At 70.9% G+C, this 13590-nt stretch carries 10 protein-coding genes and 2 pseudogenes; 9 read left to right on the top strand and 3 right to left on the bottom strand.

Translation table 11 applies throughout. The features are described 5' to 3' along the window. The 3 genes from AC2VOR_RS00295 to AC2VOR_RS00305 all read right to left on the bottom strand — a co-directional run. Positions 1-201: Hsp70 family protein (locus AC2VOR_RS00295; protein WP_486962982.1), on the bottom strand; the 201-nt coding region annotated here is incomplete at its 3' end. Positions 202-367: 166 nt separating this feature from the next. Further along, entirely contained in the window at positions 368-1414 is a 1047-nt protein-coding gene (locus tag AC2VOR_RS00300) for a CobW family GTP-binding protein (RefSeq protein WP_369740956.1), read from the bottom strand. A gap of 245 nt (positions 1415-1659) precedes the next feature. After that, positions 1660-2229 carry a nucleotidyltransferase family protein gene (locus tag AC2VOR_RS00305; protein WP_369740957.1) on the bottom strand — a complete coding sequence of 190 codons (570 nt, stop codon included), beginning with the start codon at positions 2227-2229 and terminating at the stop codon, positions 1660-1662. Between the two features lie 65 nt (positions 2230-2294). Here AC2VOR_RS00305 and AC2VOR_RS00310 point away from each other — a divergent pair, with 65 nt between their 5' ends. The 9 genes and pseudogenes from AC2VOR_RS00310 to AC2VOR_RS00350 form a co-directional block, all read left to right on the top strand. After that, entirely contained in the window at positions 2295-4634 is a 2340-nt protein-coding gene (locus AC2VOR_RS00310; protein ID WP_486962983.1) for a xanthine dehydrogenase family protein molybdopterin-binding subunit, read from the top strand. Further along, positions 4631-5512: an FAD binding domain-containing protein gene (locus AC2VOR_RS00315; RefSeq protein WP_369740959.1), complete on the top strand. Its 882-nt coding sequence runs from the start codon at positions 4631-4633 to the stop codon at positions 5510-5512. Before AC2VOR_RS00310 ends, AC2VOR_RS00315 begins: the two co-directional genes overlap by 4 nt. Next, the gene (locus AC2VOR_RS00320; protein WP_369740960.1) at positions 5505-6017 is read left to right on the top strand and encodes a (2Fe-2S)-binding protein; all 513 of its coding nucleotides are present in this window, start codon (positions 5505-5507) and stop codon (positions 6015-6017) included. The genes AC2VOR_RS00315 and AC2VOR_RS00320 overlap by 8 nt, the downstream gene beginning before the upstream one ends. A 59-nt stretch (positions 6018-6076) precedes the next feature. Then, positions 6077-6655 (top strand): hypothetical protein, encoded by a 579-nt coding sequence (locus AC2VOR_RS00325; protein WP_369740961.1) that lies wholly within the window; start codon positions 6077-6079, stop codon positions 6653-6655. Between the two features lie 60 nt (positions 6656-6715). Then, positions 6716-7258: a hypothetical protein gene (locus AC2VOR_RS00330; protein WP_369740962.1), complete on the top strand. Its 543-nt coding sequence runs from the start codon at positions 6716-6718 to the stop codon at positions 7256-7258. A 98-nt stretch (positions 7259-7356) separates the two neighbouring features. Continuing rightward, entirely contained in the window at positions 7357-9060 is a 1704-nt protein-coding gene (locus AC2VOR_RS00335; protein WP_369740963.1) for an Hsp70 family protein, read from the top strand. 255 nt (positions 9061-9315) lie between these two features. Further along, positions 9316-12000: a (Fe-S)-binding protein gene (locus tag AC2VOR_RS00340; RefSeq protein WP_486962984.1), complete on the top strand. Its 2685-nt coding sequence runs from the start codon at positions 9316-9318 to the stop codon at positions 11998-12000. A 32-nt stretch (positions 12001-12032) separates the two neighbouring features. After that, positions 12033-13321: pseudogene (locus AC2VOR_RS00345) on the top strand (pyridoxal phosphate-dependent aminotransferase). Between the two features lie 11 nt (positions 13322-13332). Beyond that, positions 13333-13590, top strand: a pseudogene (locus tag AC2VOR_RS00350) (YibE/F family protein); the annotation flags it as partial.

The raw sequence follows: 13590 nt of genomic DNA on the forward strand, positions 1-13590 counted from the left end.
GCGCACGGTGCGGTCGACGTTGGTCACCGCCTGGTTCTTGGCGGGCTGGCCCACCAGCACCTCGCCGTTGCGCGCGAACGCGACGATGGACGGCGTGGTCCGCGAGCCCTCGGAGTTGGCGACGACGACGGGGTCGCCACCCTCGAGAACCGCGACGACGGAGTTGGTGGTCCCGAGGTCGATGCCGACCGCACGAGCCATAGTGATTCCTCCTGAGTAGTCGAGCGTCTTACTGCTGAGTGCCCCCCGCTCAAGCCTGCTCCTCGCGAAGCGGTGGTGTCAACCTAGGATTGAGTCGGATGCACTCAAGTTGTCGATCATGCTAACGGCGGGCGCGGTCGTCTTGTTCCCGGGGCCCCGGAGCAGTTCAGATGCTTTGCCTACGGTGGCGCTGCAACCGACGCACGCAGGCGGCCGGGGCCGGGCCGTCGATGGGGCGCAATGCGGCCGTCATGCCTTCGCGCACCCGGTCGACGTCAAGGCCGGTGCCGATCGCGACCAGCGCATTGGCGTGCGCGCCGGGCAATGCGGGGGCGACATGCACCGAGGTGCCCACGACGTTGACGACGTAGCGGCGCACGCGTTCCCGATAGCGAACGGCGACGGTGCCTTTCATCCGGTACACCCCGACCGGAGGGTCCTCGAGAAGATCGAAGACCGCGCCGGGATCGACGCACCCGTCGCCGGTGACCGTCACAGAAGCAACGCGGTCGTGACGGTGGTGGCCGTCGTGGTCTCCGGCGGCTTCGGTGGCTTGGCCGTCGAGAAGCAATGCGCGGAACGACAACTGGCCCGAGCCGGCCTCGTCGTCGGTCTCGGAGACGTCGAACAGCAGGGTCGGGTCGACACGCCCGCCGACCGCGCCGACGATGTGGGCATCCGGATTGCTTCCCCGGACCCGCGTCTCGATGCGCTCCAACACCTTCGCGCGGTCGTCGGGGGGGATCTGATCGAGTTTGTTGACCACCACCAGCGACGCCGCGCCGTAGCGGGCCGGTGCCGCCCCTCCGCGGTCGACGGTGTCGAAGTGGCGAGCCGCGTCGATGACGTCGACCACGCCGCCGTGACGCACTCGCTCCACACCGCTGAACCGGATCATCCGCGACACCGCGGTCGGTTCGGCCAGACCGGACGCCTCGACGATGATGACATCGAGGTTCAGGCGGGGGTCGGCGAGCTTGGCGAGAGCTTCGTCGAGACCGCCGTCGTCGGGCAGGCAACAGAGACACCCACCGGCGATCGACGCCGGCTCGTCGATCTGACCCGTTACCAGCCCGGCGTCCACATTGAGTTCTCCGAAGTCGTTGATGACGACCCCGATGCGGGCCCCGGGCGCGCGGAGCACGTGGTTGAGCAGGCTCGTCTTGCCCGCACCCAGAAAGCCGGTCAGTGCGATGACCGGTATCGCTGCCACGCTGCTCCTCTCCCGGTACGGACCGACCCAGGTAAACATATCGACGCAAATCGGAGCTCAGGCCGCGTTGCCCGGTGCCGAGGTTGCTGCTGGGTCAGCCTGAGCGTTCCCACCAGTCGCGGCGTCAGGAGCCGGATGCCATCGCCAGCTGCAGATGATCGGCCCCGGCGCGCGCTGGAGGCCGTCCCGCAGCGGACCCTGGCCTTGATCGCGCTGCTGGCGGCGGTGGCGATGAACCTGATCTCCTAACGCGGCTCGTCTTGAGGCTCGTCGACGTCCTGGCCGCCGGCGAGGTCGCCGCACTCGACGTTCGCGACGTCCGTCCGCTCGCGCAGGTACACCCCCGCGCCCTGGTCCCCGGATATCCGGGTCAGCACCTCGGGCCAGTGCCGGCGCGCGATGACGACCGGGTGCCCCGGCCGCCCGCCGAAGACGGCGCGCGCCAGCCCGCTTGCCGACGCCTCCGCGCGGCCCAGCACCCGCGCCACCACGTCGGGGCCGACGTCGGGGGTGTCCACGACGTGCAGCACCGCGTAGTCGGCGCCCAGGCGGTCGGCCTCGGCCAGGCCGGTGCACACCGACGCGCTCAGCCCCTCGCGCCAGCGCGACGCCGTGACCGCGGTGACCCCGGGCGGGGCGGGCACCTCGGCGGCGCCGAGCACCAGCACGACGCCGGCGCAGCCGCCGTCGCGCAGTGCGCCGATCGCGGTCGGCAGCCAGCCCTCGACCAGCACCTTGGGCTTGCCGTACCGCCGGCCCGCGCCGGCGGCCAGCACGATCCCCACGTGCCGCGGTGTCGACTGCGGTAACCCCACTCTCCTATGATGACATCGGACTTCTCATCGAGCGATAACCGTGCGCAAACTGCGGATGGAGCGTCATGGCCCACGACGTGCAGGCAGCCCCGACCAGCCCGGCGCCGCGCTACGCGGGCACGCGCGTGCAACGGGTGGAGGACCTGCGGCTGCTGACCGGCCGCGGCAGCTTCGTCGACGACATTTCCCGGCCCGGCATGCTGCACGCCTGCTTCGTGCGCAGCCCGTTCGCCCGCGCGAAGATCAACGGCATCGACGCCTCGGCGGCGCTGGCGCTGCCCGGGGTGCGCGCGGTGTTCACCGCCGCCGACCTCAACCCCGACGTGCACGAGGCCTGGCACGCCGTGGCCGGCAAGGACGTGCCCGACACGCCGCGGCCGCCGCTGGCCGAGGGCGAGGCGAAGTTCGTCGGCGACCCGGTCGCGCTGATCGTCGCCGAGAACCGGTATGTCGCCGAGGACGCGCTCGAACTCGTCGACGTCGACTACGAGCCGCTGCCCGCGATCACCGACCTCACCCGGGCCCAGACCTCCGAGGTGCTGGTGCACGACGCCTACGCCGACAACGTCGCGGGCGGCCTGGGCGGGGCGCCGCCGGACGAGGAGCTGTTCGCCTCCGCGGCGTGCGTGGTGAAAGAGCATATCTACCAACAGATCTACGCGCCGGTGCCGATCGAGACCCGCGGCCTGGTCGCCGAGTGGTCGGCCGCCTCCGGGGAGCTGACGCTGTGGGCGTCCACGCAGACCCCGCACGAACTTCGCGCCTTCTGCGCGCGCCTGCTGGGCATCCCCGCCCAAGGTGTCCGGGTCATCATGCGCGACACCGGCGGCGGCTTCGGCCAGAAGGTCGTCCCGATGCGGGAGGACATGTGCATCATGCTGGCCGCGCGCAAGGTGCCCACGGCGCTGAAGTGGATCGAGGACCGGCGCGAGAACCTGATGTCGGCCGGGCAGGCCCGCCACGTCGACGGCACCGCGCGCATCGCGTTCGACTCCGACGGCACCATCACCGCGGCCGACATCGACTTCGTGCAGGACGTCGGCGCCTACCCGACGCCGTACCCGGTGCTGACCACGGCCGCCATCGGCATGTTCTTCCCGGGCCCCTACCGGGTGCCCAGGGCCAGCTTCAACTACAAGACGGTGTTCACCAACACCAGCGGGCTGGCCGCCTACCGCGGCCCGTGGCAGTACGAGTCGCTGGCCCGCGAGATCGTGCTCGACATCGCCGCCCGCAAGATGGGCCTGGACCCGGTCGAGTTACGGCGGCGCAACCTGCTGCGGCGCGACGAGATGCCCTACGTCAATCCCAACGGCATGCCGTATGACCACGTCGCCCCGATCGAGACCTTCGAGCAGGCGGTGAAAATCCTCGACCACGAAGGGTTCCGCAAGGAGCAGGCCGAAGCGCTGGCGCAGGGCCGCTACCTGGGTCTGGGTTTCTCGGCCTACATCGAGCCGACCGGCGCGGCGACCGGGCACCTGGCCACCGAGGGTTGCACCATGCGCATGGAGCCCACGGGCCGGATCAACGTCTACGTCAACGGCGGCTCCAGCGGAAACAGCCTGGAAACCACGGTGATCCAGCTGGCCGCCGACGCGCTGGGCGCCGACATCGACGACGTGGCCACCATCCAGGGCGACACGGCGATCACCCCGTATGGGGCCGGCACGCAGGGCAGCCGCAGCGGCCCGATGACCGCCGGCGCCGTCGCCCAGGCGGGGGCCGCGCTGCGCGCCAAGATCGTGGCGCTGGCCGCCAACCAGCTCAAGGTCTCCGAATCTGAGGTGGAACTGGCGCATTCGACCGCGATCGTGCGCGGCGACCCGTCGCGGAAGGTGACCTTCGGCGAGCTGGCCTACCTCGCGCACTACTCGCCTCAACAGCTGCCGCCCGGGATGTCCCCCGAACTGGAAGCCACCGCCCGCTACGTCGCCGCGGCCCCGATCCTGTGGGCCAACGCGACCCACGCCTGCACCTGCGAGGTCGACGTGGAAACGGGCAAGGTGACCCTGCTGCGCTACATCGTCAGCGAGGACGTCGGGCCCATGATCAACCCGGCGATCGTGGAGGGCCAGATCGCGGGCGGGACGGTCCAGGGCATCGGCGGCGCGTTGCTGGAGGACCTGCGCTACGACGACGACGGCAACCCGCTGGCCACCACGTTCGTCGACTATCTGCTGCCGACCACCACCGAGGTTCCGGCCATCGAGTTCGGGCACGTCGAGATACCCGGCCCCGGACCCGGCGGCTACAAGGGCGCCGGGGAGGGCGGCGCGATCGGGTCGGTGCCGGCGGTGATCAACGCGATCAACGACGCGCTCGCACCGCTGGGCGTGACGGTCACCCGGCTGCCGGCCAGCCCCGCCTCGATCGCCGCGCTGCTGGCCGGGAGGGACCGGTGAAGCCCGCGTCGTTCGCCTACCACCGTCCCGACACCACCGACGAGGCGGTCGGGCTGCTGGCCGAACTGGGCGAGGACGCCAAGCTCATCGCCGGCGGGCAGAGCCTGGTGCCGATGCTGTCGATGCGGCTGGCCTACTTCGACCACCTGATCGACATCTCCCGGCTGCGCGAACTGCAGGGCATCGAGCGGCGGGGTGACGGGGTGTGGATCGGCGCGGGCACCACCGAGGCCAGGGTGGGCGCCGATCCCATAGTGCGCCAAGGGGTTCCGCTGCTGGCCCGGGCGACACCGTTCGTCGGGCACTTCCAGATCCGCAACCGCGGCACCCTGGGCGGGTCGATCGCCCACGCCGACGCCGCCGGCGAATACCCCGCGGTGGCCCTCACCCTGGACGCGGTGCTGGAGGTGGCCTCGCCGCGCGGGCGCCGCGAGATCGCCGGCGCCGACTTCTTCGTCGGCCTGTGGGAGACGGCCATGGGCCCCGACGAGGCGCTCACCGGTGTGCGGTTCCCGTCGTGGCACGGTAGGTGCGGGTTCGCGGTGCACGAATTCGCGCGCCGGCACGGCGATTTCGCGATCGCGGGCGCGCTGGTCGCGGTCCAGCTCGACGACGGTGACCGGGTGTCCCGCGCCGCGATCGGGTTGCTGGGCCTGGGCGCCACGCCCCGGCGCGCGGCCGCGGCCGAGGCCGCGGTGCTCGGCGAGCCGGTCGGCGGGCTGGATCCCCGGGACGTCGGCCGGACCGCGATGAGCGGGCTCGACGACATCCCGACCGACCTGCAGGGGTCGGCACCGTACCGTACCCAGGTGGGAGCCGCCATGGCCGCGCGCGCCTGGACCCAGGCCGTACAGGAAGCGCAGGCCCACCATGCATGAGGAACCGATCCGGTTGTACGTCAACGGAACCCCGACCAGCGCAAGCGTCGAGGCGCGCATGACGCTGGCCGACTTCCTGCGCGAGCGGTGCGGGCTCACCGGCACCCACCTGGGTTGCGAGCACGGGGCGTGCGGCGCCTGCACGGTGCTCCTGGACGGTGCCGCGGTGCGCGCGTGCCTGATGTTCGCGGTGCAGGCGGACGGCGCGGAGGTGACGACGGTGGAGGGCATCGCCTCGCCCGACGGCGCACTGTCGCCCGTGCAGTCGGCGCTGCGGGAGTGCCACGGGCTGCAGTGCGGCTTCTGCACGCCGGGTTTCGTCATGTCGCTGACCGCGCTGCTGCGCGATAACCCCGAGCCCACCGACGCCGAGATCCGCGAGGGCCTGTCCGGGAACTTCTGCCGCTGCACCGGTTACCAGGGCATCGTCGCCGCCGCCCACCGGGCCGCCGAGGCGCTGCGCGGCGCCGATTCCCGCGCATCCACGGGCGCGTCACCGCAGTAGCCCGCGCGACTTCGGTGAATAATCTGAAGTCCGCTATTTCAGATGTTCGGGAGCAGCTCGTGCGGTTGTCACAGAAGGCGCGGTGGGGTCTGGCCGGAGGTTCGCTGCTGCTCTCGCCCGTGCTGGTCAGCGCCGTGCCGGTGTCCGGCTGCAGTTCCAGCATCGAGGGCCGGCCGGTCGCCGCGCCGGGCGCGGGGCCCGTCGAGCCCAGCATTCCCACGCCGGGTCCGGCACCGTCGTCGCCCCCGCCGGCCACCGCCCTGCCGGCCCCGACCGGACCGACCACGCCGTCGGGCGCCATCCCGCTGCCGCCCGACGACAACGGCTACGTGTTCATCGAGACCAAGTCCGGTCAGACCCGGTGCCAGATCAACAAGGACACCGTCGGCTGCGAGGCGCCGTTCACCGACTCCCCGCTCAAGGACGGCGAGCACGCCAACGGCGTCAGCATCACCGCCGGCGGGTCCGTGCAGTGGGTGCTGGGCAACCTGGGCGCCATCCCGACCGTCACGATCGACTACAAGACCTACGCGGCGCAGGGCTGGACGATCAACGCCACCCCCGAGGGCACCCGCTTCACCAACGACAAGACCGGCCACGGGATGTTCGTCAGCGTAGAGAAGGTCGACACCTTCTGAGCACCGCCGTTTCCGGGCGACGGCGACCACAACCGCCCCGGGGTCAGTAACATCGTTGCCGTGGCACGCTACGGCCCACCTGACGACTTCCACAACCAGCCGACCGAGCATGCCAATTGGGGCTTGGGCGGACACCCCCCGGAGGGGAGCGAAACCCCGCCGGAGGAGCCCGGTCAATTCGGGCAGCCGCAGGAACCCGACTCCTTCGACCAGGACGAAGAGCCCAGGCCCTGGTATCGCAGGCCCGCGATGCTGGTGGGCTGGGTCGTGCTGGTCCTGATCCTTATCGGGCTGATCGTGTTCGGCATTGTCGAGCTGATCGGCGGCAACCAGGGCGGCGGCAACGCCCCGTCGACGACCACGACCACGACCAGCACCACCTCGCCGACGAGCACCACCACGACCACCACGACGCCGACCAACACGACCACCACCACGACGCCGTCCAGCTCGGCCGCGCCGCCGCCACCCCCGGTGCAGCATCCCGCCCAGGAGCCGACGCAGCGGCCGGAGCCGCCGCACCACCACCTGCCGCATCTGCCGTCGGTGATCACCATCCCGGAGATTCCGACGGTGATCACGCTGCCGCCCGGCCTGCCCTGAGCACGCACCGCCGCGTCACCGGGGCCGCAGCGCGCCGGCGCCCTTAGACTCGCTGCAATCCGCGGCGGGGCGGCTGACAACGGACGAAGGTGTGCCAGATGAGCGAGTCGCTCGGGTTGTCGATCGGGGTGGCGAACCTGGTCGCGGCCCACCCGGGTGGCGCTTCGGTGCGCCGCAGCCCCGTGGTGACGCTCTACGAGCAGCGGGCGACCGAGGTCGGTCTGCCCGACGAGAACCCGAACCTCACCGAGCCCGGACTGGTGCTGCGGGGATTCGTCGAACGCGTCGGCGACCGGACTCCGCTGGTGGCGGCCGACGGGACGAAGTACCTCGGCGAGGTGCTCACGGTCGAGGCGATCGAGGCGATGGCCCGCACCGTGGGCTCCGGGACCCCGATCACCGTCGCGGTGCCGGCGTACTGGTCCGAGGCGCAGTCCACCGCGCTGCGCGAGGAGTTCTTCGCCCAGCCGGACCTGGCGGCCGGCGGCGTGCCGCCGATGCTGGTGTCCGACGCCACCGCGGCGCTCGCGGCGCTGCGCGCCGGGCCGGGGCTGCCGGCCGACGGGGTCGTCGTCGTCTGCGACTTCGGGGCCGGCGGCACCAGCATCACGCTCAGCGATGCGGGATCGAACTTCCGCCAGCTCGCGCCGTCGCTGCGCTACGCCGACTTCTCCGGCGACGCGATCGACCGGCTCGTCCTTCAGCACGTGCGGGGGACCGCGCCCGATCCCGACGCCACCACGCGGATGGAGTCACCGGGCCGCCTGCTCGGCCAATGCCGACGCGCCAAGGAACAACTGTCGGCGGCCACGGCGGCCATCATCCCGGGGGTTCCGGGAGCGTCCGGCGACGAGGTCCGGCTGACCCGCACCGAGTTCGACCAGCTCATCTCCGAACCGCTGGACCGCGTCCTCGACACCGTCGAAGAGGTGTTGCAACGCAACGGGGTTGCGCGGTCGCAGGTGGCCAGCGTGGCGATCGTGGGCGGCGGCGCCGCGATTCCGCTGATCACCACGAGACTGTCGGGGCGGCTGCGGTTGCCGGTCCTGGCCGCGCCGCAACCCGGCTACAGCGCCGCGATCGGCGCCGCACTGCTCGGCGAGCAGCGGGCGTCGGCGGGGCCTCCGACCGCGGCCGCGGCGGCCATCGAGAACCCCACCGAGATGGTCGGTGCCGCCCCCGACGACTTGACCCAGGCGGCCCGGACCGCCGCGGCGGACGCGGGCAACCCGGACGGCCAACCGGTGGCCTGGTCGCAAGACGCCGACGAGGAAGACTTCGTCCCCTACAGCGGTCCCGAGCACACCGGCGGCTACGGTCGCGAGCCGCGCGACGACGCCGGGCAGGACGGGCCGCTGCCGTGGTACAAACGCACGGCGCTCGTGTTGAGCCTGGTCGGAGCGGGCGCCGCCGTGCTGGTCGCGGTGCTGCTGGCGCTCACCCTGGGCCGGAGCAAACCGAGCCCGTCGGCGCCCCCGCCGACGCCGCAGACCGTGACCGTGACCGGGCCGAACAACAGCCCCACCGTGACGGTCATCCCGCCACCGCCCCCGTCTACCGAGCCGACGACCACCTCTGCCGCGCCGACCACCAGCGCGCCGCCGACGACGACGACGACCACCGCCGCCACCACCACCACCAGCGCGCCGCCGACCACCACCGCAACCACCACCCCGGCCCCGACGACCACCGCCACGACGACGACGGCGCCCAGCACGACCTCGCAGGCGACCACGACCCCGCCGCCCACGACCACCCGCGAGCTGCCGTTTCCCCGGCTCCAGCCCCCCTTCGGGGGCTGACGAGCACCGCGCTCCAGGAAACGGTGACCCTGCCGCCCGTCACGCCGACCGGCCCCACCCTGCCCGAGGTTTTTGAGGCGGCCGGGCGTCGGCGGCACCGGCCCCGGCCGGGTCTGCACCGCAGGCCAGGGGCACCGAACAACCCTAGGTTAGGGCACCCTTTCTCGCGTCGAAAGCGCCGGGGATGCAACTATGAGCAGGGCTAAGCAGGCAAATCACGCGGGCTGAACTAACGATGCATTGGGGAGATCCTCTGTGACCACACAGATGCTCATCAGATTGACCGTGGGCATGGGCATGACGCTGGTCGTGGCCGCCCTGGCCCTACGACGGGTCTGGTGGCTGTTCAAGCTCACGACGGCCGGGCGGCCGGCCCCCGGCCACACCGACAACCCTGGCCAGCGGGTCTGGACGGAGCTCTCCGAGGTCTTCGGGCAACGCCGCCTGCTGAAGTGGTCGATCCCCGGCCTGGCGCACTTCTTCACCATGTGGGGATTCTTCATCCTGCTCACGGTCTACATCGAGGCCTACGGCTTCCTGTTCCAGGCCAACTTCCACATCCCGATCATCGGCCGCTGGGACGCCCTGGGCTTCCTGCAGGACTTCTTCGCCACCGCAGTCTTCCTCGGCATCACGACCTTCGCGATCATCCGCACCATGCGCAACCCGCGCGAGATCGGGCGCAGCTCGAGGTTTTACGGCTCGCACAACGGCGGCGCCTGGCTGGTCCTGTTCATGATCTTCAACGTCATCTGGACCTACGCGCTGGTCCGCGGCTCGGCCGTCAACAACGGGACCCTGCCCTACGGCAAGGGGGCGTTCCTGTCGCAGCTGTTCGGGGCGATCCTGCGCCCACTGGGCCAGCCCGCCAACGAGATCATCGAGACGACGGCGCTGCTCGCGCACATCGCGGTCATGCTGGCGTTCCTGATCATCGTGCTGCACTCCAAGCACCTGCACATCTTCACGGCGCCGATCAACGTGATCTTCAAGCGGCTGCCGGACGCGCTGGGCCCGCTGCAGCCGGTCGAATACAACGGCAAGCCGGTCGACTTCGATAACCCGCCCGACGACGCGCGATTCGGCCGCGGCAAGATCGAGGACTTCAGCTGGAAGGCCATGCTGGACTTTGCGACCTGCACCGAGTGCGGGCGTTGCCAGTCGCAATGCCCGGCGTGGAACACCGGCAAGCCGCTGTCGCCGAAGCTCGTCATCATGGACCTGCGCGATCACTGGATGGCCAAGGCGCCCTACATCCTGGGCGAGAAGACCGCCGAGCCGCTCGAGGGCCTGGACCTCGAATCGGTCCACGAAGAGGGCCACCACGTCCCCGAGTCCGGGTTCGGCCGGGTGCCCGGCCACGGGCCCGAGCAGGCCGCCCGCCCGCTGGTCGGCACCGAGCAACAGGGCGGCGTGATCGACCCCGACGTGCTGTGGTCCTGTGTGACCTGCGGGGCCTGCGTCGAGCAGTGCCCGGTCGACATCGAGCACGTCGACCACATCGTCGACATGCGCCGCTACCAGGTGATGATGGAGTCGGAGTTCCCCTCCGAGCTGTCCACGCTGTTCAAGAACCTGGAAACCAAGGGCAACCCGTGGGGGCAGAACGCCGCCGACCGCACCAACTGGATCGACGAGGTCGACTTCGACGTCCCCGTCTACGGCCAGGACGTCGAGAGCTTCGACGGTTATGAGTACCTGTTCTGGGTGGGCTGCGCGGGCGCCTACGACGACAAGGCCAAGAAGACCACCAAGGCCGTCGCCGAACTTCTCGCGATCGCCGGGGTGAAGTACCTGGTGCTGGGCGCCGGCGAGTCCTGCAATGGCGACTCCGCTCGCCGCTCGGGCAACGAGTTCCTGTTCCAGCAACTGGCGGCACAGGCCGTCGAATCCCTGGACGGGGTGTTCGAGGGCGTGGAGACCGTCGACCGCAAAGTCGTCGTCACCTGCCCGCACTGCTTCAACACCCTGGGCCGCGAGTACCGCCAGCTCGGCGCCAACTACACGGTCTTGCACCACACCCAGCTGCTCAACCGGTTGATCCGCGACAAGAAGCTGGTCCCGGTCACCCCCGTGTCCCAGGACATCACCTACCACGACCCCTGCTACCTGGGCCGGCACAACAAGGTGTACGAGGCGCCGCGCGAGCTCATCGGGGCCGCCGGGGCCACCCTCACCGAGATGCCGCGGCACGCCGAGCGCAGCTTCTGCTGCGGCGCGGGCGGTGCGCGGATGTGGATGGAAGAGCACATCGGCAAGCGGATCAACCACGAGCGCGTCGACGAGGCCCTGGCCACCGGGGCCGCGACCATCGCCACCGCCTGCCCGTTCTGCCGGGTGATGGTCACCGACGGCGTCAACGACCGCCAGGAGGAGGCCGGCCGCCAGGGCGTCGAGGTGATGGACGTCGCGCAGATCCTGCTCGGGTCGCTCGAGTACGACAAGGCCACGCTGCCGGCCAAGGGTGCGGCCGCCGAAGCCGCGGCGAAGGCCGCGCCGAAGCCCAAGCCCAAGCCCGAGCCCGCCGCGCCTGCCGCACCCGCGCAGGCGCCGGCCAAAGCCGAGGAGCCCGCCGCCGAGCCGGAGAAGGCCGCGCCCGCACCCGCTAAAGGCCTGGGCATTGCTGGCGGCGCCAAGCGGCCCGGCGCCAAGAAGGCCGCCCCCGCCGCACAGGCGCCCGAACAGGCGGAGCCGAAAGCCGAGGCCGCGCCCGCCGCGCCTGTCAAGGGCCTGGGTATCGCCGCCGGCGCCAAGCGGCCCGGCGCGAAGAAGGCCCCGGCCCAGGCGCCACAGAAGGCTCCCGAGACCGCGGAAGCCGAGCCGGAGGCCGCGCCGAAATCCGAGCCGGCAAAACAGAGCGGCGACGACCAGGCGCCTCCTGCAGCGCCCGTCAAAGGCTTGGGCATCGCCCGCGGCGCCCGTCCGCCCGGAAAGCGCTGACCACCCGTTTGGCGTCGGTCAGCAAAATATCGGTGGACAGTGATGGCACCATAGTGGGGTGACAACCCACCAGCTGCCCGTGCACACCAGCGGCCATCACCGGCAACGGGTGTTCGCGCAATCGTCCAAGCTGCAGGACGTCCTCTACGAGATCCGCGGCCCGGTACACCAGCACGCCGCGCGGCTGGAGGCCGAGGGGCACCGCATCCTCAAGCTCAACATCGGCAACCCGGCGCCGTTCGGCTTCGAGGCGCCCGACGTGATCATGCGCGACATGATCCAGGCGCTGCCCTACGCCCAGGGCTACTCCGACTCGCAGGGCATCCTGCCCGCGCGGCGCGCGGTGGTGACCCGCTACGAGCTGGTCGAGGGCTTCCCCCGGTTCGACGTCGACGACGTCTACCTCGGCAACGGGTGCTCCGAGCTGATCACGATGACGCTGCAGGCCCTGCTCGACAACGGCGACCAGGTGTTGATCCCGTCGCCGGACTACCCGCTGTGGACGGCGTCGACGTCACTGGCGGGGGGCACGCCCGTGCACTACCTGTGCGACGAGACGCAGGGCTGGCAGCCCGACCTCGCCGACCTGGAATCCAAGATCACCGAGCGCACCAAGGCGCTGGTGGTGATCAACCCGAACAACCCGACAGGCGCGGTGTACAGCCGCGAGGTCCTCACCCGGATGGTCGACCTGGCGCGCAAGCACCAACTGCTACTGCTGGCCGACGAGATCTACGACAAGATCCTCTACGACGACGCCCAGCACATCAACGTGGCCACGCTCGCGCCCGACATGCTGTGCCTGACGTTCAACGGCCTGTCCAAGGCCTACCGGGTCGCCGGCTACCGGGCCGGCTGGCTGGCGATCACCGGGCCCAAGGACCACGCCGGCAGCTTCATCGAGGGCATCAGCCTGCTGGCCAACATGCGGCTGTGCCCCAACGTGCCCGCCCAGCACGGGATCCAGGTCGCCCTCGGCGGCCACCAGAGCATCGAGGACCTGGTGCTGCCGGGCGGCCGGCTGCTCGAGCAGCGCGACGTCGCCTGGGAGAAGCTCAACCAGATCCCCGGGGTGTCCTGCGTGAAGCCCGAGGGCGCGCTGTACGCATTCCCGCGGCTGGACCCCGAGGTCTACGACATCGCCGACGACGAGCAGCTGGTACTCGACCTGCTGCTGCAGGAGAAGATCCTGGTCACCCAGGGCACCGGCTTCAACTGGCCCGCACCGGATCACCTGCGAATCGTGACGCTGCCGTGGGCCCGGGACCTCGCCGCGGCGATCGAGCGGCTGGGCAACTTCCTGGCCGCCTACCGGCAGTAGGCCCCTCTAACGTGGTGCGGGTGACGCACGTACACCCGCACCACCACTCAAACGACGTGTCGCGCGGCCCGTCGCCGCTGGGCCCGCTGCCGGCCAAGATCGTGGTCGGGCTGCTGGTCGGCATCGGGGTGGCCGTGCTCGTCGGTGCGGTCTTACTCTGGCCGAGCCGCCAACACGTCGACATCCCGATGCCGTTGGGCAACGCGTCCGGCGGCGCGGTGACCACCGAGCGCGGACATGTGCTGTCCAGCGCGCTGGGCGCCTGCGGC

It is taken from the genome of Mycobacterium sp. TH-M103, from assembly GCF_057473785.1.

Bases quoted from the DNA above. Each gene is read 5' to 3' on its own strand.
- AC2VOR_RS00335 (WP_369740963.1), top strand. From the start codon at position 7,357: ATGAGCGAGTCGCTCGGGTTGTCGATCGGGGTGGCGAACCTGGTCGCG.
- AC2VOR_RS00320 (WP_369740960.1), top strand. From the start codon at position 5,505: ATGCATGAGGAACCGATCCGGTTGTACGTCAACGGAACCCCGACCAGC.
- AC2VOR_RS00310 (WP_486962983.1), top strand. From the start codon at position 2,295: ATGGCCCACGACGTGCAGGCAGCCCCGACCAGCCCGGCGCCGCGCTAC.